Here is a 20,818-nt window from a genome sequence, read left to right on the forward strand (position 1 = left end):
TCGACTCCATGGCACAAAAGGAAGCGATCCAAAAACTAGATGATGTATTGAAACAATGGACCAGCACCCCAATGGGACGAAGAACCTTCTTGGCTTCGCTCCCACTTCTGATGGCGGCCTGTGCAACAGAACAGCACCGCCAGCGTGAGGGAAATCTGCGTGGGGACGAGACATCCCTGACTGTGGCAGACGAAAAGCGCATGACTTCGGAAGTTCTTCCGCAAATGCGCAAAGACTACCCAGCCATCCAAAATCCCCAGCTACAATCCTATATCAGTCAACTAGGTCGCAAGATCGTCTCTGCCAATAGCCTGGAAGGCCATCCTTACAACTATAACTTTACAGCCGTTGATGTCGGCTATGTGAATGCTTTTGCTCTTCCGGCGGGAACTGTGTTTATCACGGCTCCCCTAATTGCGATGGCGGATTCTGAAGCTGAACTTGCCGGGGTCATCGGGCATGAAGTCGGTCACATCAAAGCCCGCCACACTGCCATCCGCATGGATGCTGCAAAGAAAGCCGAGGGCAAATCCTGGATGTATGCCGCGGGTGGCGGACTGCTGGGTGGTGCTTTAGGTTATGGACTGGGAAAAATGCTGTGCAAACAAGGTGACGACGAGTGTATGCAAAAAGCGACCTTGTATGGAGCTGCCGCCGGAGCCGGTGGTGGTTTGTTGATTCAGAAGTACGCCTTTATGGCCAATTCCCGTGAAGACGAAATGGAAGCAGACCGTATCGGTTTCCGAACTTCCGTGGCCGCAGGTTATGACAAAGATAAAGTCGGTCTTTTCTATGACAAGCTTCTAAAGATGGAAGAGCAAAACAAAGGGCAACAAAACGCTTTAATGACGTCACTGGCCGATGCCATGAGCACTCACCCGCCAAGTCGTGAACGTGTCACCCAGATGAATCAGATGGCTGCGGAACAAGCTCGCAATCCGCGCGCCATCACATCGACCAAGGAATTTGATCGCATGAAAGCCCTGTGCACGGAGCTTGCGAAAAAGAAACAGCAAAAGAGCTAAAGATCGTAGGATTTTTCGACAGTTTTCTGGGGGCCTCGGCAGGCCTCCAGGAACTTTTTCACCAAGGGTTCCGATGAAAGGAATCTGGCTTCATTATCAATGTGAAATTCCGGATGCCATTGAACACCGACAAAGAACGCATCTGTTGTGGAACTAAAGGCCTCCACCAAACCATCCGGCGATCGCGCCTCTACTTGCAGCCCATTTCCCAACTTTTTAACGCCCTGATGGTGAATAGAGACAATCTCCCCGCCAGAGGAATACATGCCTTGTAACAATCCACCAGGTTCAATATCCACTGTGTGGGTCAGCTTTTCATACAGCTCGGATTTAAAGTGCGTCATGTCGCTGGGAAGCTGAGTGGGTAAATCCTGGAAAAGAGTTCCGCCCTTAAAGACGTTCATCAACTGAAAGCCCCGGCAAATTCCCAATACAGGTTTATTGCGGGTGACAAAGGCTTTTAATAACTTCAATTCATAGCGATCGCGGATCGGGTCGATCCGGTGGTTGGCCATAAGCTCCAGCGGTTCTTCACCATACACGGTCGGAGAAATATCCACCCCACCCTGCAACACCAAACCATCCAGAATTTCGGCATACTGATGCACGTTCAGATCATCTTTTTCCAAAAGACCGGAAGATTCCAAAGAAGGAATCATAAAGACAAGATCGCCGTGCTTGGCGATCAAATGCGCCAGACTTTGCTCAAGATACTGAATAGTTTTGCCTTTGATCTCAAAACTTTCCGGTGTCTGATGCAAAAACCGAGGGGAAAGACCTATAAGTAAAGGTTTTGCTGCGTCCACATTTTAAGTGTGGACCCAAAAGAAGAACATGTCGATAGACTTTGCCGTTTCGCAAGAATTTTACGACCTCTGGCCAACAGATAGAAATAGAGGTCGGCCAAAGGGGTTCAAGCGCAAGGAGGAGCAAAGCCTCACTCACTCGCTAGTCGTGGGCTTCCAAGCGGTAGCCTAAGGATGGCACAGCCACGATACGGCCGTTGAATTTGCTGATTTTGCGTTTCAGATAGTTGATCTGCGAATCGACATTGCGGGAAGTGACTTCCGTATCGCCCCAGATTTCTGAAAGACATTTTTCACGAGTGACCAGATTGTTCTTTCCCGCCACCAAAAGCTTCAGAATATCGAACTGTTTAGGCGTCAGGTTTACCTCGTCCCCATCCACAAAAACCTGACGGGACAGAAGGTTCATTTTCAAGTTCGCCGCATTCAGTTCAGAAGCCGTTTCGGTTTCTTTTTCTGAAAGACGAGCTTTAATTCGCAAAATCAGTTCTTTAACATGGAAAGGTTTGGAAATGAAATCATCCGCACCTGTTTCAAAAGCCTTGATACGTTCATCAATCGTCGCCGCACCGGAAACAAAGATGATCGGCGTGTTTTTAGTCGTATCGCTTTCGCGCACCATACGGCACACATCCACACCCATCACTCCCGGCATTTTATAGTCGAGAAGAATCAGGTCCGGGCGTTTTTCATTAATCAGACGAAACGCAGATGTGCTGTCTGAAGTGTAAGAACACTCGTAGGTCGAGCTAAGAATCTCGGCAAGAAGCTTACAGCTCTCTTCATAGTCATCTACAATTACGATTTTTTTTGCGCCCAAGTCCGTTCCCCTTAAAGGAGTGGAAGTTGTAAACATGTTCATATTTGAAGCATCACCCGATCAGGTGAAAAGTGCAAGCTGTACAGGGTCCAGTTTTACATTCCCTTAAATTTAATGCGCTTACTCTCAAGGATCTTCTTCAATTGATCACGCTTATCGCCCTGAATTTCGATCATCCCGGATTTTTCGCCCAGGATGTGGGTTCCACCGACTCCACATTTAGCTTTCAATTCCTTCGCCAAGGTCTTTAGATAGGTCTCATTTCTGGGAAAACCATCCAAAACCGTGACGATCTTACCGCCCCGTCCGCTTTTTTCCATGCGAAAAATAACAGTAAATTGGCCGTCCTGCACAGCTTCTTCAGGCTGGCAGCGGCATTCGGCTTTCAATTCCTTGCAATCGGGACAAGTGACATTGTCCCGGGGATCTGTACTAAAAACTAAGCGAGTATTTTTCACGAACCTGAGCTCTCTTGATTTGATGGATTAGGACTGGGTTCCTCACCCAGCTTGTGCTGAGTGTACTCTTTCCCATCGAATCTAAAAAGCTGCGGGGTTTCATCCATGACTGTCGCGATATTCACCGGTCTTTTCCAGATCTTGAAAACATTCTTCAACGTCTCGCTCATAAAATCCGGCTGCATATCAATGCCTTCGTGCAAATGAGTCAGAAGCAGCTCGCCCCGGTTTTCAAAGTTCGCATCTTCAATACGAATAATCGGCTGGCCGAAATTGGTCATGTGGAACAACAACTGCGCTTTAATGGCCTTAAAGTCTTTGGTATCGACTTCAAACTTCTGGGTCTTCTTATTGAACTTGTAAACGAACATCTTATTACGAACGCAGAAGTCCTCTGTTAAGAACTGGTCAATGAAAGTCACGTCATTGCAGACTTTGCGAACCTCAAAGATTTTTTCGCGCCCCAAGCCCAGCTTGCGATCCCAGTGCTTTCTTTCGCGCACGTCATCACACTGTTCCCATTCGCGGCCGAATTGGCCTTTATTCCAACGGTCTTCAATATCGCGCATCAGCTCGATGCCGACCTTGTAGGGATTGTATCCGTTCGGAGCCATCGCCATCGTTCCGGCATGATGATCGGCAAAGTCGATGATTTCAGAATCATCCAAAATCTTTGTCGTCATCAGTTTGGAATGCCAGTACGAAGCCCAACCTTCATTCATCGTCTTCGTCATTCCCTGCGGAGAGAAATAATAAGCCTCGTCACGAATGATCGACAATACATCCTGCTGCCAGTCTGTCAGCGGAGCATAATGAATAAAGAAATTCAGCACATCTTTTTCAGGCTCGCTCGGGAAACGTTGCGCTTTGGCTTGAGCTTCCTCGTCCGCCTTACGACGTTGTTCTTCAACAAAGGAAGGAGGGTTGATATAATCACGCATGTAAGAGCGATCAACCCTGAGCAGGTAGTTTGTTTCCTGCTGTGGGCGCGACTCTTGAGTTTTAACCACAGACTTTTCCACATAAGGGCTGTAACGATCGATCAGGTTTTCCAAAGACAAACAGACGTCGATGAAGTTTTCCACCACATCCTGACCATAACGATCCATATAACGACGGATGCGCGTGGCATGATTGGCCATCTGATCCATCATTTTGCGGTTTGTTTTTGAAAACCAGATATTGTTCTTAAAGAAATCACAGTGACCGTAAACGTGCGCCATGACCAGCTTTTGGTCCATCATGGCATTACCTTCCATCAGATACGCGTAGCACGGATCTGTGTTGATCACCATTTCATAGATCTTGGAAAGGCCGTATTCGTAGCTCTTGGAAAGATGTTCGTACTCCATCCCGAACTTCCAGTGCGGATAGCGCACCGGGAATCCACCGTAGGCGGCAAACTGATTGATTTGATCGTAAGTGATCAACTCAAAGATCGTTTCAAAGAAATCCAGCCCCGCATCTTTGGCGATCTGGCATATTCTTTTTCTTTCGGCCTCAAGTTCGGGTGTCAGATTAGCCATGCTCGCTCCGCTCTCTTACTTCCCTTTGCCAAGGAAGTCTTTGATTGAATCCAGGATCTTGTCGCGGTTTTCGATTTGACTGAGTGTCAGTCGTTCGTCCTCGCCAAATTCCTTTTGCAGATCTTTCAGGAACTGCCCGCTGCCGTATTTGCTTTCCACCTGACCGTAACTGAAAACATTACAGTTCGGCAGGAAGAATTCCTGCAACATCTTAACACATAGACGCGTATCCTCGCCGGACCAGTTATCGCCATCTGAAAAATGGAACGGATAAATGTTCCATTCATTCACCGGATAATCCGCCTGAATGATTTCCTGACACAGTTTATAGGCCGAGCTGATCAGCGTCCCGCCCGATTCACTGGTTCTGAAGAACGTGTCTTCATCCACCTCTTTTGCGGCGGCATCGTGAATAATAAACCGGGTCTCAAGGCCTTTATAGTGCTTACGCAACCATGTGTTGATCCAGAAGCTTTCCAGACGAACGATTTCCTTTTGTTCATCACCCATACTTCCGGACACGTCCATCATGTAAATCACCACAGCCTGAGTTTGTGGCTGTTGCACTTTCTTAAAGGACTTGTACTGCATGTCCCGGCGGATCGGCAGCACCAAAGGTTCCTCAGAATCATAAGTTCCCGAACCCACCATGCGCTTCAAGGCTCTTTTGTATGAAGACTTGAAGTGGCGCAGACCTTCCGGTCCCACCGGAGCCAGGCCCGTGAATTTTGTTTTTAAGGAATCAATGTTCTTGGCGCCCTTGGGCTGAATCAAAGGAAGTTCCAGCTTTTCACCCAGGATATTGGCAAGCTCTTCCATGGACATCTCAACTTCGACAAGATGTTCTCCGGGAGCTTCGCCCGCCTGTCCCTGTCCACCCTCGCCCGGATCACCAACATCCTGACCCGGCTGTCCTTCCCCTTGGCCAACCCCACCTTGTTGCTTGGGGCCGTAGCGGAAATTGGGAATATCGATACGAGGAAGCGGAATTTTCACAAATTCGTCTTCACGCTTCCCGATCATTTCACCCTGAGAGACATACTTGCGTAGATCCTCTTTGACCTTGCCCTTAACGATCTCTCTGAATCTGTTATGGTCTTCACGTATCGACATTATTTATTCTTTACGTCCCCTCGGGCGAAGATACTTGCCACGTAATGCAATACATCCGTAGCAGAAATTTCATCGTACCCGAAGTCCTTGATGAGACGGGTTTTAACAATATCAATCTTCTCTTGAGTGTCTTTGTCAGCCACGTTGCTAACCAAAGTGGTCAGCTTAATGCTGTCTTTCTGATCCTCAAAGAGTTTCAATTCGATGGCCTTGTGCAGGCGTTCGTTCATTTTGTAATTGAACTTCTTACCTTCCAAAGCCAGAGCCCCGATGTAGTTCATGATCTCGCGACGGAAATCATCCTTGCGGGACTCTGGAATCTCGATCTTCTCCTCGATGGATCTCATCAGACGCTCATCGGGTTCCTCGTCGTTTCCAGTGAACTGATTGCGAACTCGTTCTCTCTGCGTATAGGCTTTGACGTTATCTATATAATTGGCACACAGGCGCTGCATCGCACTTTCATCCGCACTGATGGCTCTTTGCACCTCAGCTTTGATGATTTCCTCGTACTCCTGCATGACCACACCCAGAAGCTCTTTGAATTCCGTCTTTAGTTCCTCGTTAGCAATTAACGAATGATTTTTCAGACCGGATTCAAGCTCTTTAAAGACCATGAACGGATTCACAGAACCTTTATTGGACTGCTGAGCCGCCACCAGAGCATTGGAAAGTTTATCCTGAATGTAACGGGCGGAAATACCCTCTAAGCCCTCGCGCACAGTTTCCTTACGAAGCTCGCGCACGTTGTCTTCTGTATAATTCGGGAGAGTCTTGCCGTTATACAGCTTTAGTTTCTGCAAACGGGTCAGATTGGCTTTTTTCGGCTTTTCCAGACGGGTCAGAATCGCCCACATTGCCGCCATTTCCACGGTGTGAGGGGCAATGCTGATTCCGCGCACTTTTTGGGAATTGAAATCACGTTTATAGATATTGATTTCATCTCTCCAGCGAGTGATGTACGGAATGTCGATCTTCACCGTACGGTCACGAAGGGCTTCCATGAATTCTGGGTTTGTGCGAACTTCTTAGGTTTCACACGATGCTCTTGCGAAGCACCCAACAAATCGTACAAGAAAGCCACGTCAAGTTTCAGAACCTCGACGAACTCGATCATCCCGCGATTGGCGACATTGAACTCCCCATCGAAGTTAAATGCACGCGGATCTGAATCCGATCCGTATTCTGCGATCTTACGATAGTTGATATCCCCGGTCAGTTCCGTAGAGTCCTGATTCTTTTCATCTTTCGGCTGGAAGGTGCCAATACCCACACGATCGGCCTCAGAGATAAACAGTCTTTTCACGCGAACGTGGGAAAGAACCTGCATCAGGTTGCCGTCGTATTTTTCCATCAAGGCTTTAAAAATAAATCGTGAAGGCGGGCTGAGCTCCCCATCCACATGCACGCGGAAGCTGCCTTCCTGTCCTTTGTTGATGGAATCATAAACGGAACCACGCAGCTCTTCCGGAATCAAAAGCAAAGGTTCTTCATTCATCGGTGAATGGAAGACCTTCACACCTTTTCCTAAAAGACCATCCAGCTCCAGCTTTTCATCGATCCATTCAAATGTGTAAACCGCACCCTGCTTGGTGTGAGAGTAGCGTTCAAGGCCTTTTTTCAGCATACGACAAATCGTGGACTTTGCACTTCCCACCGGTCCATGCAGCAGGATCACACGTTTTTCAGTGCCGTATCCGAGGGCCGCCGCTTTTAGAACATTCACCAATTTCATCAACTGCACATCAAGACCGAAGACTGCGTCTTTCCCGTTATTGAAGGTGTCGTCGAAGAATTTGTAGCGAATAACTTCTTTTTTGAAATCGATATAAGTTTCAGTGCCTTCCTCAACGATCATGTCATACATGCGCTGATAGGCGTTTCTGGTAATTTTCGGATTTTGTTTTACCAGGTCGAGATATTCCTCGAAGGTTCCACTCCAATGCTCTTTAGCATGAGTGCTTGAGTTTTGCCAGTTGGCGACCAGTGAATGCAGATCAAACTTAGAGGCCATAATCTCTCCCCCAGGTGATTGGTGACACACCTACTCTGTTAGATTATGCCTCATTACTAGACGGTTAACGAGTTTTTTAATTTAGTTGTATTGCTTTGAACCCTTGAGGCTGTCTCAAGGTGAAAAGGTCCGATTTGAACTGGACTTCAGTCTTGGGCGCAGAGAACAACCACTGCATTTCAAATTGCGGTGCCGTAATCACAACCTTCTTTTGTCCTTCTTTTCGATCTAACCATTCGACACGGGTTTTCTTCGCCAGATTCTCACATTGATAAATCAGACCCGAGGGGTCCAATCCACACTTCCACCCGGGGCCTCGTACAGGCTCATCAAATGCGATATTTGTCAGATTCATGGGATGCAAAGGCATGCCCACGACATTTAAGAAGGCACGTTCAGAATTGCGGCCATAATAGAAGGCCTTCTGAGGATAAACAGCATAAGAGATCTCAGACGGACTCATCACGAGGCTGGCAACTTGAAACCCCAACAACGCGGTGATTTCAAAACGTGCTCTTTCGTTCTTAATCGCAAAGATATCTATATTCAGAGACTGGGTTTTATTTTCTTTCTGATTTTTGATCAACGCCTTGGTTTCCCACTGCGCTTTCTGGAAAGAACCCTCCTTCACCGTCTTTGTGACACAGCCGGAAAGGAAAAGGGTTAATACGATCATGAAAAAAGCATTGAACCTGTTCATCATTGCCTTAGCATAGAGAAATGAATTCCCTTAAACAAGCCTTGATTCAATTAAAAGAAGACTGGCGCAACAGCCTTCTTTTGGGGTGTATTGCCACTATATTCGTTCTGCTGGTGCGTTTTGTTCCGTACCTGAGCGCTTTCGTTATCTCCATGGGGCTTTTATTCCTTCAGGAAATCAGCAATCAATATTCGCAAGCCCGTAAATGGCCTCAGCAGTTTAATTTTATTAAACAACACCTGCTGTCTTTCGTGGTTACAGCTCTGATTCTGTTGCCGACCAGCGCCTTGCTGGGTTCAGCCATGGGTTTGCTGCAAAGTCCGCAGGACATTCTGCAAACCATTCCGCTGTCATTGGGGCTGTTGATTCTGGCTTTATATTTCTATTTGATTCTGAACCATGCCCTGCGCCTGAATATGGAAAACGACACATCCCTGGCCAAGGCCATTGATATTGTGGCGCTGGCTTCGATAAAGAACTTCAAAGAGTATTTCCTGGTCAGCTTCTATTTAAGCGTCGCCATTCTGATTTCCGGCCTGCTGTGGGGATTTGGCTTTATCGTCACCCTGCCTTTTGTTTTCTTCGCCACGAACCATATATATAGACACATCAAGGACAAGGGTGCTCTTAACAGGAAAACCGGCATCTGATCCAACAAACAAAAAGCCCGCAATTTCTGCGGGCTTTTTAGTTTATTTGTTATCTTGGCTGTTATTTTTCAGCGTGCTCTGCAATCGGCTTTTCAACAGAGGCCGGTAAGCGAGGCGCACCATTCAGCTCTTGTTTTTCAATCGCTGTGATTTTGCTGCGGATCTCCTGAACTTTTTTAGTGTCAGTTTCAAGGTCAGCGGCTTTCCTGTACATCTTCTTCGCTTTATCCACCATGGACTGCTTGTAGTAAGCATCACCCAGGTGTTCAGCAATAATGCTGACTGTGGATTGATGTTTGTGAGCTGCTTCCAGGAACTTCACGGATTCAGAATACTTGCTTTGTTTATACAAGATCCAGCCCAAAGTATCCAGAATGTAGCCATCTGTCGGCTCCAGCTCCAAAGCTCGACGGGCAAGCTGTTCAGCTTCCGGAAGCTTCACGCCCATTTCCGCCCAAGTGAAGGCCAGGTAGTTCATGCCCTGCACATGGTTTGGATCCAGCTCCAGAACCTTTTGCATTTCTGTTACCACCACATCCTTGTTCCCCATGCGGTCGTTGATAGTTCCATAGTAGAATCTCAACTGGGCATTTTCCGGGAACTTTTGCAGACCTTGTTCCAAAGTTTTGGAGGCATTTTTATAATCGCCTTTTTCATCCAGCAAGGAGGCATACATCGCGAACACCTGCGGCTGATCCTGACGAGATTTCAAACCGACAGCAGCCACTTCGATACCCTCGTCCAGACGGCCCAAACCTTTTAGCAGGTAAGCTGCATGAACCACAGACTCTCCATAGTATGTGCTGGAAGCCGGGATCTTACGATATTCCTTCACAGCCTTTTCATGCTGACGGGCTTCTTCGTAAACCGCAGCCAGATAGAAACGGACTTTGTCAGACTCCGGAGCATCCTTCAGAATCTCTTCCAATTTCTGCACCGCTGTGTCGTAGCGTTTTTGTTCAATCAGGATCAAAGCCATTTTCATGCGCACATTCAGTGGCTCGTCCGAATCACTTTCCATCACTTCCAACTGAGCATAGGCATTTTCATAGTCCCCACGCTCAATATAGATCTGCGCCAGCACTTCCGCCACACGCGGGCTTGGAGTGTTTTCCTTTTGGAAGTTGCGATACAAGCTGATCGCCTTGTCTTCATTTTTCTGCTTGGAATACAAAACACCCAAAGACAGAACCGCATCTGCAAAGTCCGGCTTTAGCTCCAGAGCTTTTTTGAAGGACGTCTCTGCCACTTTGGCAAATTTAGTTTCCGACTGCTCCATGCGAACACGGCCGATGTAGTAGTGCGCCAGGTACGGAGTTGTGTACTCCGGATTTTTCAGCAAAGTCTCAAAGTACTTCACCGCTTTGTCGGATTGTTTTTGCTCAGAGTACAATGCTCCAATGTATAATGGGGCTTCTGTGTTTTCCGGCTGAAGCTTCATCACTGTGTGATACTGCTCCATCGCCTTTGGATACACTTTCAGGGAGGAATACAAACCACCCAGCAACAAGTGCGCGTCCACGTTCTTCGGATCTTTTTTCACAGCCTCTTCAGACTGCGCCAAAGATTCCGTGATCATGCCCTGCTTCAGATATTCTGCAGCCAGACGCATGTTCACTGCCGGAGAGTTCGTGTCGTAGATCAAAACCATTTTGAAAGATTCGATGGCCTTCTGGGAGTTTCCTTCCAATGCATAGGCCTCACCCATCGCGAAGTAATAGTCCGCCTGAGTGCGCATGTAAAGTGGGTCCAAAGAGCTGCCACTATCCAAGGAAAGTACCGCAGGAGCAAAGGAAGCCGGTGCCCGGTTTTTATCGTCGAAAGAGGCTTCAAAGTACGGCGCCTTGTCAGAATCATTCGAAGTGAATGTCGCGCAAGCCGTAAGGGAAAGAAGAAGAGGGGCTATAATCGCGGTCCTAGTGTATGGAAACATTAGATCTCCTTGGTCACTAGGCTGATCGGCTTTTTTTGAGATTTGCTTGATGCAACTTAAACGAGCAGGCAGTAATCGCGACTAAGATCGCGCCCACCCTCTGTCTAGTTGTGAGACACACTCAGAAGAACCCCTAAATCATCACCTTCATAGAGGGGCTGATTGTCCAGTGGCTTGTCCTCGTCGTCCAAGGATGCGGTTTCGATTTTCTGGTTTGGTCCCGTTGACCAGACCAGGATGCGGATTTTCCCGCTCTTGGTTTCGGTGGATAAAATGCGATAGCGATAGGGCTGCCCCCACGGGTCCATACCCATGGTTCCTGTGCTGCGCAAATTTTCGGGGGAAAGACCCTGTTCCGCTGAAACTGAAGCTGGGAGCCGCCCAGAAGACTTCTCTGCCGCCCCAGAAGTTTTTGATGCTTCGCGGTAAATTTGTACAACTTGGTAACCGACAACCTCGGCTTTTTGACGAGCGTTCTCACTTCGAGAGTCCTGAATCTGGCGATTCCAAGGGGTCGCGATGATCGCCGTGGAAAAGCCCACCAGACCCAGTAGGGCCAAAACTCCAGAGGACTTAAACTCTTGTTTTTGCTCGTTTTTCATTAATTTTCTTTCCGAAAATAAAGGTCTTCCTTTAACATTTCGGCGTCCTTTAGAAAAAACTTTAGACAAAGGTCGGTAAAATCTTAGAAAACTAATGGCTATTTGCAGAAAAAATAACGCCTAGAGTCTTTTCTTTTGATTTTAGGACCCCTTGACAAGGGGTGGCGGCAGGGATAGGTTGCGCCCATCTGCAAGGGGACGCCGAATCATAAGGCACCGTTAACCCCTTGGGACTTTGGGGAAATTTCAAATTGGGAGGCACTTTTGATCAACCAAAACGAAACAATGACATCTAAGCCAAATTCTAAAGTTAAAATCATCAAGCGCTATCAGAACCGCAAACTCTACGACACTCAACAAAGCTGCTATGTGACTTTGGACGATATCGCAAAGATGATCCGCACTAACGAAGAAGTGATGGTTATCGACAACAAGTCTAAAAACGATATCACTGCTGCGACTTTGACTCAGATCATTTTCGAAGCTGAAAAGAAAGCATCTCAGTACGCTCCTCTTTTCACTCTTCGTGAAATCATCCAGAACGGTAACGGCAGCATCTCTGGTTACCTTGCTAAGCTTGGCGCTTTCCCTCAGGATTACATGACTAAACAACAAGTAAACACTGTTGTTGAAAATGCTTCTACTGACAGCGTTAAACAAAACTTGGAAAACCGCGTTGCAACTGCAGCGACTCGCTACAACACAGACACTACTGCTAAAGTAGCCGCTGAAAAAGCAACTGTTCTTCCTGGTCTTCAACAGGACGACGAAACTCCAAACCTGCCAGGCACTTCTTTGTTGAACAACTAAGAAGACCTTTCAGCAAGGATTTCAAAAAAAGGCTCCGCAATGCGGGGCCTTTTTTATTTTCAGAATTACTTTAAAGAGCGCCAGACGACGAATTTTTTCTGACCTGATTTGATTTCCACTTCGCGCTGATCCAATCCTTCCCCTGTCGGGGACTGACCGTAATCCAAACCTTCCAGACGGAACTGATATTTTCCGGCAGCCAAAGGCACGCGAATGATCTGAATTGTTTGTGGCAGGAATGACCACTGGCGGACATCGGCACGATCCGACACCAACATCGCAATATAAGCCAGGTCACCCAAGGCCTGATTCTTTTGTCTGATTTGATCGGCCAGAACTGCTTTTGTCGCAATCCCCGTCACACGTTTTGCCAGAAGGATTCCATAGTCTTCCTGCAAAGTCTTGATCGCCGCTGATTGCACATCATAGACTTCGCGACTTAAATAGTTCATGTTATCGGAAAGATACAGTCTGGCCTGTTGAGTTTCACTGCGCACCGGATAAAGTGTCGGCAGACTTTGTCCGTTCGGACTTGGCGCCTTTCGTGGCCCCCAACCCTGCTGATAGATAATAACCAGTTCGCCCAGGCCACGCTCGTACCATTCTTTTTTCTCAACCACGTCGGGGAATTTCTTTTTCCAATCCTGATAAGAATCCATCCGACGCGCCAGTTTGGCTGAACGAATCAGGTCTTCACGAATTGTCGAAATGCCCGGGTCGATTTTATAGGCTTCAGCGTATGCAATATAAGCATCGTCATAGCTGCGACTGGCTTCCCAGATGACAGCCGACAGATATTTACTGAATGAGTTCAGCTCGAAAGCCTGCTTTTCATCTGCGCGGTATTTCAGATATTTTTCATTGATCCTGCGGGCTTCGACCAGAGCATCATCCAACTGCCCCATTTGCAGAAAGTTCATCGCCAAGTAGGCGTTGATGAAGATCTTTTCAAAAGTGTCGCCCTTGTACTGAATCATTTCCTCGTTCAAAGCCAACGATCCGGCGATACGGGAAATAGACTGATAATCAATCAGTTCTGCAAGTCGATCCGCCTGCATGAAAACCTGATTGCTTTCTTTTAGCTGTCCCGCCACCTGCAAGGCCACCGCGTAATCCAGCAAATACACCAATTGATCATCGCTGGATTTTTCTGCCAGCGGTTTCAGATCTTCAAGAGCTTTGGTGTATTCATGGCGAGCCAATGCTTCGCGGGCAGGTTGCACTTTATTTTGATAAGTGGCGCAACCTAACAGGGGCATAACTAAAAAAAGACCCACGACAGGCGTGAGTCTTTGCGCAATCCGGTTCATCAATTAAAGACCAATGGATTTTTTCTTGAAGGTTTTACGGATTTGTTTTTGATCAGACCATGTGATCATACTGCTTTTCAGATTGGTCAGATTCAAAGTCAGTTTGTAGTACACAGACTTGTCTTTGCCAACTTCCTGAACGATGGAATCCAGACGACCGTTGATGATAAAGTCTGCACCCACCTGACCGCCCGGTCCTTTTTTGCTGGTTTCTTCAACCATGCCGGAGTTCTGGTAGTTGTATTCATCAGCAATATCCTGACGGGCTTCTTTGTCGATGAAACCCACTTTGCCGGACTTCATCAGCTCCACACGCACCATATCCATGATGCTTTGAGTGTCGATATGTTCGCTGGTTTTATTTTGCAGGTTTGTCACCATCACAACCGGCATTTTTTTAGCACTGTTGATGGCTGGGGAATTCATCAGGCTGGCAACCAGATCCTGAACAGCTTTTTGCATGTCTGTTTCGGACCATTGGTCATTTAACAGATTCTCGCGGTTTACATCATCATACTGGCCTTTAACAAAAGCCTTCGGACCACAACTGGTCACAGCCAAGAAAGAAAGAGCCACTGCTGCAAAAGTCAGATTCTTTTTCATATTACCTTCCTGTCCCTTTGGACACCTCAAAAGTCTATGCTCGGGGATTTGCAGACGCAAGTCATGCCCCTCCGTTTCAGGACGGCCGTCCAAAATCCGAACGTCATTTATTTCCTGCTGAAGCCCTGCTCCCCTCGTATATTGCAATACAGATCAAATATGAAAGAAGTCTCAACGAGTTTGCAGGCCTATGAATCTCTCCGAACCAACATCAATCCCTATGCCGAGGAACTTTGGATTCTCGCTTTGGACTCACAGATGAACCTGATCCGCAAAGAAATGGTGTTTCGAGGCACCGCGGACTTTTGCCTGATTCATCCCCGGGACATCTTTCGTATTCTGATCGCCTCCAATGCCAGTTCTTTCATTCTGGCTCATAACCATCCCAGCAACAGCTCAACCCCCTCCGAACAGGATCTGATCCTGACCCGGAAAATTCATCAAATGGCTTTGCTATTTGAAATTCCGTTGAATGATCACCTGGTGATTTGTGCCGACAGCTACTTCAGCATGGCGGATCACGGCTATTTTAAGAAATGGAAACGGGGACGAAGCTCTCAGATAATTTACTGAATGGCTTCCAAAGTGCTTTGATACTGATTGCTGGGGTTACGGATCGGCGTTACAGACAGAACGCGGGACAGATCCTCACTTAGAATAATGTTGTAACCACCACGACGGGCATTTTCAACAAACTGACGGGCGTACTCTTCTTTATAGGCCTGAGAATATTCCTGAGCCTGTTCAGCATTGAACAATTCTTTTTGAACAATATCGTGCGGAGACATGGCTTCCTCATGGCGTGCGCCCCGACCCAGTTCTTCTGCCAATTCCTGTGCACGAGTATCTGTGGAAAGATCCAGACGACGGTCATTTTCATAAGCCGCCTGTGCTTTGGTTTCACTGAAATCACTGTTCATCAGTCGCGCGTTTTCAACCTGCATGCGCTGACGGGCCATCTCCATCTTTTCATTGGTCAGCATCAAATGCCTATTCACGGACTTTTCAAACTTTTCGGATTTTGCAGCCACCGGGGTGCCCGCCATTTTTTTGGGAGGCTCGGACGTGCCTAAATAGACAAATATCATAGCGCCCGCTCCAATAAAGAGCAGCAAAGCCAGAAACATGGAGCTTTCTTTTTGAGGCTTCTGCGATTCCATAAAAACCTTATCGGAGTGCTGAATACAAATCTAAAGACCTTTGTATCTCACTCTGAAACACTTTCTTCCTAACCGTTCCAGTATCTTCCGGTTTCTGATTATCAAGACTTGGTAAAAATATGAGTCTTGATTACATAGAAAAGTTTAAAAACAGTTCAATAATAGGGCTAACCCGAATAGGTGATTTGGAATTTCGGCACAAACGTCAAAGTTTTAGACACTTATTGTGACCTATTAATCAAATTACCGTGAATTCATGTCAGGCATGAAACGTGAAGTAAAGAAACTGTCAATAATAACAAGTTCCCCCAACTTACCGAAAGGACCCCCCTCCCATGAAAATGTTCAAAACTTTGGCTGTAGTCAGTGCTCTAGTTGTTTCCGCAAATGCGTTTGCCGCTAGCTCCGGTCAGCTTCTTATTACTGGTACTGTGGCTGAAACAACATATCTGTCTTTGACGGCGACAGGCACTGACCCTCTTGAAAACGTCGATCAGACTTTGAATGTTGATGACATCGTAAATGGTGCGGCGACTCAGTTGTCCTTCGCAAATATTATGCATGAAATCTCCAACTCCACAGCTGGTTATAAAATCACATTGTCCTCTGTAAATGCGGGTGAACTGCAAGGCCCAGGCACAAGCAAAGTAAAATACTCTTTGGACTATACTTCCGCTAAAATTGGTATCTCCAACTGTGCTTTGACGGCTGATTGCACAGCATCCTCTGGTGCTTTGACTGCAAAAACAAGCAGTGCGGTTTCCGTAAATGTGAAAGCCACTTCCACTGCGGCGGAAATCGCAGCGTTGCAATCCGGCGTTTACTCTGACACTGTAACTGTGACTATCGAAGCTCTTTAAGCGTTTCGCGAATATTCAGAATATTCAAAAAGCCGGCCTCAAAGACCGGCTTTTTTATTGGTTGGATTGGATAGTCAGATTGATCGTGTCCTGATAGGACCCTTGCGACTTGCCTGTGGTGTTACCAATGGTGATTTCCACCGGATTCACCAACCCGCTGGCTGGCGAGGCTCCGGAACCTGATGTAATCAGAGTCCACCATGGAATTGCCACGACATTGCCATTGATCTTGAAGGTGTAGTCAATCGTATCCGTTCCACCAACTTTTTTTAGCTTTCCGCCATTGTCAGTCCACGCATACAACGAATATCCGGCATTGTACTTCAGGATAATATCCGCCGTGCCTTTTGCTCCCGTTACCAAACCATTGGCAAAATTCATTGTGTGAGTCGTTTTGTTAATGTCAAAAGACCCACCCGAAGACACCACCGAGATGTCCGCTTTGCGATGTGCACCAAAGGTCAAAGTCTGCGTATGCGATGTTATCAGCGTGGCATTATTCACCGGCCCCTGATAAAGACGAACCGTCAGCGTATCCACATAGGTGCCTGCAGCCCGCCAGTCATTGGTGGCATCCACAGAGATCGTGTAAGATTGCGACTGCGTATTATACGAACTGTTTCCCTGAAGCTTGTCGCAGATAAAGTCATTGCAGGAAACCCCTTCCGGGAACTTCTTAAGAAGCTGCATACCCGCGGTGTCCTTGGACACTTGATAAGGCCAGGTGTTAGATCCAAACTTCATCGACCGAGTCGCATAAGAAGTTGAAGAACCATAGTCGAAAGTTAAAAAGTAACTGCAAGCCCCTTGAGTCGTATTTCCATTAACCACGATCCCAAAGGTTTCCTTCATGCTGCCGCCGGTTTGAAAGTATGGGGATGGTTGTGTCAGATAAAAGCCCATATCGGAACAGGCCTCAGCCTCTCTTCCAACAAACAGCAACGGCAGGATCAGGAAAAGAATATATGTTTTCATCACCGATTCTCCTGTGGTTGCAGTTTCACAGCTTCAATCAACAGCACTTTCGCAGCTTCCGGCGGAACTTCAAATGTAAACCCACTTAAACCCGCCTGATCTGTTATCACTTTATAAGTTCCGGGCTCCAGGCCTTCGATCAGGAAACGCCCTTCTTTATTCGTAAAGAAGGAATTATCAACCAGTTTTCCCTGAGCATCAAAAACATCCCCCGCAGCATAGACCAACGGATCTCCGGAAGGTAAAAGCACCTGCCCCTTCACCATGACTTTCTTGGTGATCTTCAAATCCAGCAACAGACCGCTACGATAAGTCAGCTGAGTTCCATAAAACTCCTGATCCATCAAATACCCCATCGGCAACGAGGTCGAATCCACATTCAAAGTATTGCGGTAATAAGCTGACTGATCCCGCAACACCACGGTGTCACGTGGTCCCAACTGGGCCTGCCCGCGGTCTCCGGTTGGATTGATCATCAATGCCTGATTCTTTTCCAAATGATCGGAATGGACCAACACAAAGCTGTCACTGATCGGCTGTGTGAATGCAAAGCGAGATCCCACCCAGGCAATACCGGTATTTACGCCCACGGAAGTCACATTGGACTGCTGCCCGTTTTGATCAAAGTTGAAATGATCCAGCCGGAAGCTGGCCGGTTGAGTCAGGTATTCACCCGAAACACTGCGCGAATTGCGACTGTCACTATTTTGTATGGAGGCATTCCAACGATAGTCATCATACTGATAGCGATTGTTACGGTGAACTGTCAGGTTTGTGGTCTTTTCAAGCGTGTCGTGATAAGCACTCGCACTATGCAAGCCCTGTGATTCATTCCAGAAGAACGACAGCAGCACACGGTCTTCTTCTTTATCCTGCAAAGTTTTATTGTATGCTATTTCCAAACGCATCTGATTGCGCAGTGGAATCATCAGATTGCTGCGGTAGATTCTTTGATCTTCCTGACTGGCAAACTGCAAAGTTCCGGCACCAACCCCCAGCAACCACGAAGAATCAAAGCGATAATTCACCTGCGCATCATAACGTCTTAGATACTTCTGCGGGTCTAGAGAGTTTACCCCAGCCACCACCGGTCGGAAATCGCGATCCTGATTTTCCGCTTCCAGCATAAACAGGACTGGCATCTGACGACCCATGATTTTATCCAAAGACCGATAGGTCAGACGTTCCGCGTATCCCGCTTTCTGAGATGACTCAGACCCCTGAGCCATCTGCAACGACAGATAGCCCCAAGCGCCAACTCCGGAAACCTCGCCTCCTAAAAGGAGCTGTGAAAAATAACTTTGATAGTTCACGCCCACCGTCAACTGATCCGTGATCCCGCGACGATGAAAAAGGCTGACCAAAACAGCGGAATCATCATAAGCTCTATCCCCACCAGACACCTGCCACGGCAAGCCCGCTGCATATGAAAATTCCTGAATTCCCTGTGCCAACAGGCTGTTTTCATAAAGCAGAGAAAAGTCATAGACCTCTTCCTGTCCCAGATCATCTTTGACTTTGATACGCACACTGCTTTGACCGCTGGCCAGAGGAAAATCGCGAATGTTGAACACCCCCGGACTTAAACGCAGCTGGCTGAAAAGAAGACCATTCACATAAATTTCTACGATAGAGGATCTTTTGATAATAATCTCTGTACTGCTTAAAGGGGTCAGTGTCTTATAAGGCTGGATGGAAAATTCACGGCTGCCCGAGACCCCGGCAATGGAAGGCGAGATCTGAAAGCCAACGGATCGCAAAGTCAAATCCCCCAAGGTATAGCGAATCATATTTTCTTCATCGTCATGGCGAAGGCGGGTGTCCTGACGGCGCCACTTATCGACGGCGTCCTCTTGAAAATCCGCGCTGGATTCCAACACGAAACTCTGGATATTTTCCACCAGTTCGACATTTCCGGTGGCTCCCCGGCGTTTGTTTTCTATATCACTGCCATACTGCCAGGACTGCTGGGTGCGCAAATTCAGATAACCACTTTGCTCCCCAGGACGCAGGTACTTCTTATTTTCAAACTCTACAAAATTTAAATCCACTGTTTGGGGCTTGCGATATCTGGAAGGAAGACCCAAACGCAACTCCAGACTGGGCGGATCAAAAGAAACTGAAAATCCGGAAGCTTCCAAATCCTTCATGGTCAAAACGCCTTGAGGTTTCACACTTTGCTGAAGCTTTAAAAACAGATCATCTTTCAGAACCGGCTTAACGGATTCCAAAAGGGGCGCAGCCTCTACGGAAAATTCTTCAGCCTGATCACGCGGAAACAACCACGCTTCGGAAAGAACCCGGCCATCCAATACCAAAGGAGCCATCAAATAAGGCTTTCCCAAATCCGGGCGGGCCCAAGCCACATCCGCAAGGATTCCGGCGAACAGTAGAATAAAAACGTACAAAAAATTCTTCAATTATCTGATTCCTTCAGGGTCAGTTCCGCTTTAAGTTCCTGATTGGCCGGGACTTCTTTGGTCGTCTCCAGCTCCACGGCGGCGGTGTCACCCGGAAGCAGATTAATGGATTCAATTTCTTTTTTGCCAGTCAGTTCCAGCAAAACATTCTGGGATGCCTTGATCTTCAGACTTTTAAACAAGAGCACCCGGTGGGCTGTGCCTTCATTGGCAAAGGTCACGGACACTTTCCTGGGTCCGGCCTTTTTCACCTGTTTTACAATCACCCGGGGTTCGGCTCCCTCAGGCGTCACATAGGCAGAAGCCACATATTGCAGAAGAAACTTCAGATTCACAGAGGTCTTTTTGGGCGCAGAATTTTTTTCGCGGAAATCCACCGGCAATTGCGAAGCCACCAAACGATAGGCTTTTTCTTTTCCATCAGTAATCTTGCCCGACCACGATACACGGACATTTCTTTTTTCTTTTGGCAGAAGCACAACCTGTTCAGGATAGATGGCAAAATCCTCTGTCTTGGTCCGAATCTCTTCACCCCCTTTGCCGGTGTGGCGGGCAAAGGCTTCAATCTGCACCGGCAGCTTTTCGTCCCCCGGATTTTCAACAATCAACACTTGAGTGGAACGCGAGCCGGAAGGAGTGAATTCCACCACCATGGGCGAAAAACGAAAAGCCCAGGCCAGCGACGGAAGCAGCAGGAAAACAAATGCAGAACGAAGAATGATTTTTGCCATACCTCCTGATGATAAGAGGTGTTTTGAATGCGATGAAGAACTCATTAACCAAGTTTTAACAACTGGCCTTAAGGCGCTTCAACTCGCACAACAGATGCCGGGGAACGCTTGTCCACTACGACTTTCAGGCGAGGGGAGTTCTTGGCAATTTGCAGCTTTCCATTCACAGCCGTGACATCAACTTTTTCACGCACCTTACCCTGAAGGTAAATCTTCCCACTCTGGGCTTGCGCCAGCGGACAGGACAGAGTCAGCGATATGATTGCGGCAAGAAACTTCATACTGTTCTTGTCGGAAAGCTG

At 47.4% G+C, this 20,818-nt stretch carries 20 protein-coding genes and 1 pseudogene; 5 read left to right on the top strand and 16 right to left on the bottom strand.

Features of this window, described 5'->3' with window-relative positions; genetic code table 11:
• Positions 1-8 precede the first annotated feature (8 nt).
• Entirely contained in the window at positions 9-1,025 is a 1,017-nt protein-coding gene (locus EZJ49_RS04620; protein WP_262554767.1) for a M48 family metalloprotease, read from the top strand.
• On the opposite strand, the gene EZJ49_RS04625 is transcribed toward EZJ49_RS04620, so the two are convergent.
• From EZJ49_RS04625 to EZJ49_RS04660, 7 genes and pseudogenes are all read right to left on the bottom strand, one after another.
• Entirely contained in the window at positions 1,022-1,831 is an 810-nt protein-coding gene (locus tag EZJ49_RS04625; protein WP_262554769.1) for a gamma-glutamyl-gamma-aminobutyrate hydrolase family protein, read from the bottom strand. The genes EZJ49_RS04620 and EZJ49_RS04625 overlap by 4 nt on opposite strands.
• Before the next feature lie 142 nt (positions 1,832-1,973).
• Positions 1,974-2,651, bottom strand: a complete 678-nt coding sequence (locus EZJ49_RS04630) for a response regulator transcription factor (RefSeq protein WP_262554771.1) — start codon at positions 2,649-2,651, stop codon at positions 1,974-1,976.
• Between the two features lie 95 nt (positions 2,652-2,746).
• Positions 2,747-3,109, bottom strand: coding sequence for a translation initiation factor (locus EZJ49_RS04635; protein ID WP_262554773.1), 363 nt, complete (start codon positions 3,107-3,109; stop codon positions 2,747-2,749).
• Entirely contained in the window at positions 3,106-4,635 is a 1,530-nt protein-coding gene (locus EZJ49_RS04640; protein WP_262554775.1) for a SpoVR family protein, read from the bottom strand. The genes EZJ49_RS04635 and EZJ49_RS04640 overlap by 4 nt, the downstream gene beginning before the upstream one ends.
• A gap of 15 nt (positions 4,636-4,650) precedes the next feature.
• The gene (locus EZJ49_RS04645; RefSeq protein ID WP_262554776.1) at positions 4,651-5,748 is read right to left on the bottom strand and encodes a DUF444 family protein; all 1,098 of its coding nucleotides are present in this window, start codon (positions 5,746-5,748) and stop codon (positions 4,651-4,653) included.
• Positions 5,748-7,762 (bottom strand): annotated as a pseudogene (locus EZJ49_RS16415) (PrkA family serine protein kinase). Before EZJ49_RS16415 ends, EZJ49_RS04645 begins: the two are co-directional and overlap by 1 nt.
• A gap of 76 nt (positions 7,763-7,838) precedes the next feature.
• Positions 7,839-8,438 carry a hypothetical protein gene (locus EZJ49_RS04660; RefSeq protein ID WP_262554780.1) on the bottom strand — a complete coding sequence of 200 codons (600 nt, stop codon included), beginning with the start codon at positions 8,436-8,438 and terminating at the stop codon, positions 7,839-7,841.
• Positions 8,439-8,482: 44 nt separating this feature from the next.
• Here EZJ49_RS04660 and EZJ49_RS04665 point away from each other — a divergent pair, with 44 nt between their 5' ends.
• Entirely contained in the window at positions 8,483-9,112 is a 630-nt protein-coding gene (locus tag EZJ49_RS04665) for a hypothetical protein (protein WP_262554782.1), read from the top strand.
• Between the two features lie 61 nt (positions 9,113-9,173).
• Here EZJ49_RS04665 and EZJ49_RS04670 read toward each other — a convergent pair whose 3' ends face one another.
• Together EZJ49_RS04670 and EZJ49_RS04675 are read right to left on the bottom strand one after the other, a co-directional pair.
• Entirely contained in the window at positions 9,174-11,045 is a 1,872-nt protein-coding gene (locus tag EZJ49_RS04670; RefSeq protein WP_262554784.1) for a tetratricopeptide repeat protein, read from the bottom strand.
• A gap of 104 nt (positions 11,046-11,149) precedes the next feature.
• Positions 11,150-11,647, bottom strand: coding sequence for a hypothetical protein (locus tag EZJ49_RS04675; protein ID WP_262554786.1), 498 nt, complete (start codon positions 11,645-11,647; stop codon positions 11,150-11,152).
• A 285-nt stretch (positions 11,648-11,932) separates the two neighbouring features.
• Between EZJ49_RS04675 and EZJ49_RS04680 the strand changes: the two genes are divergently transcribed.
• The gene (locus tag EZJ49_RS04680; protein WP_231839234.1) at positions 11,933-12,457 is read left to right on the top strand and encodes a polyhydroxyalkanoate synthesis regulator DNA-binding domain-containing protein; all 525 of its coding nucleotides are present in this window, start codon (positions 11,933-11,935) and stop codon (positions 12,455-12,457) included.
• A 65-nt stretch (positions 12,458-12,522) separates the two neighbouring features.
• Here the strand turns inward: EZJ49_RS04680 and EZJ49_RS04685 are convergent, their stop codons facing one another.
• Both EZJ49_RS04685 and lpoB read right to left on the bottom strand, forming a co-directional pair.
• Positions 12,523-13,716 (bottom strand): COG3014 family protein, encoded by a 1,194-nt coding sequence (locus EZJ49_RS04685; RefSeq protein WP_262554789.1) that lies wholly within the window; start codon positions 13,714-13,716, stop codon positions 12,523-12,525.
• A gap of 54 nt (positions 13,717-13,770) precedes the next feature.
• Positions 13,771-14,370, bottom strand: a complete 600-nt coding sequence (gene lpoB, locus EZJ49_RS04690) for a penicillin-binding protein activator LpoB (RefSeq protein WP_262554790.1) — start codon at positions 14,368-14,370, stop codon at positions 13,771-13,773.
• A gap of 159 nt (positions 14,371-14,529) precedes the next feature.
• Between lpoB and EZJ49_RS04695 the strand changes: the two genes are divergently transcribed.
• Complete coding sequence (locus EZJ49_RS04695) at positions 14,530-14,943, top strand: JAB domain-containing protein (protein WP_262554791.1); 414 nt, start codon at positions 14,530-14,532, stop codon at positions 14,941-14,943.
• Here EZJ49_RS04695 and EZJ49_RS04700 read toward each other — a convergent pair.
• Entirely contained in the window at positions 14,937-15,530 is a 594-nt protein-coding gene (locus tag EZJ49_RS04700; RefSeq protein WP_262554792.1) for a hypothetical protein, read from the bottom strand. The two genes, EZJ49_RS04695 and EZJ49_RS04700, sit on opposite strands and share 7 nt — an antisense overlap.
• 335 nt (positions 15,531-15,865) lie before the next feature.
• On the opposite strand from EZJ49_RS04700, the gene EZJ49_RS04705 reads away from it, so the two are divergent.
• Complete coding sequence (locus tag EZJ49_RS04705) at positions 15,866-16,390, top strand: hypothetical protein (protein ID WP_262554794.1); 525 nt, start codon at positions 15,866-15,868, stop codon at positions 16,388-16,390.
• 54 nt (positions 16,391-16,444) lie between these two features.
• Here the strand turns inward: EZJ49_RS04705 and EZJ49_RS04710 are convergent, their stop codons facing one another.
• The 4 genes from EZJ49_RS04710 to EZJ49_RS04725 all read right to left on the bottom strand — a co-directional run bounded on the left by EZJ49_RS04710 (position 16,445) and on the right by EZJ49_RS04725 (position 20,797).
• Positions 16,445-17,365 carry a hypothetical protein gene (locus EZJ49_RS04710; protein ID WP_262554796.1) on the bottom strand — a complete coding sequence of 307 codons (921 nt, stop codon included), beginning with the start codon at positions 17,363-17,365 and terminating at the stop codon, positions 16,445-16,447.
• Positions 17,365-19,785: a fimbria/pilus outer membrane usher protein gene (locus tag EZJ49_RS04715; protein WP_262554798.1), complete on the bottom strand. Its 2,421-nt coding sequence runs from the start codon at positions 19,783-19,785 to the stop codon at positions 17,365-17,367. Before EZJ49_RS04715 ends, EZJ49_RS04710 begins: the two co-directional genes overlap by 1 nt.
• A complete protein-coding gene (locus EZJ49_RS04720) occupies positions 19,782-20,516 on the bottom strand; it encodes a fimbria/pilus periplasmic chaperone (RefSeq protein ID WP_262554799.1) in 735 nt (244 codons plus the stop codon). Before EZJ49_RS04720 ends, EZJ49_RS04715 begins: the two co-directional genes overlap by 4 nt.
• A gap of 68 nt (positions 20,517-20,584) precedes the next feature.
• Positions 20,585-20,797, bottom strand: a complete 213-nt coding sequence (locus EZJ49_RS04725; protein ID WP_262554801.1) for a hypothetical protein — start codon at positions 20,795-20,797, stop codon at positions 20,585-20,587.
• Positions 20,798-20,818 lie beyond the last annotated feature (21 nt).

Origin of the sequence: Bdellovibrio bacteriovorus (genome assembly GCF_025558485.1) — a bacterium.
GTDB classification, from domain to species: Bacteria; Bdellovibrionota; Bdellovibrionia; order Bdellovibrionales; family Bdellovibrionaceae; genus Bdellovibrio; species Bdellovibrio bacteriovorus_G.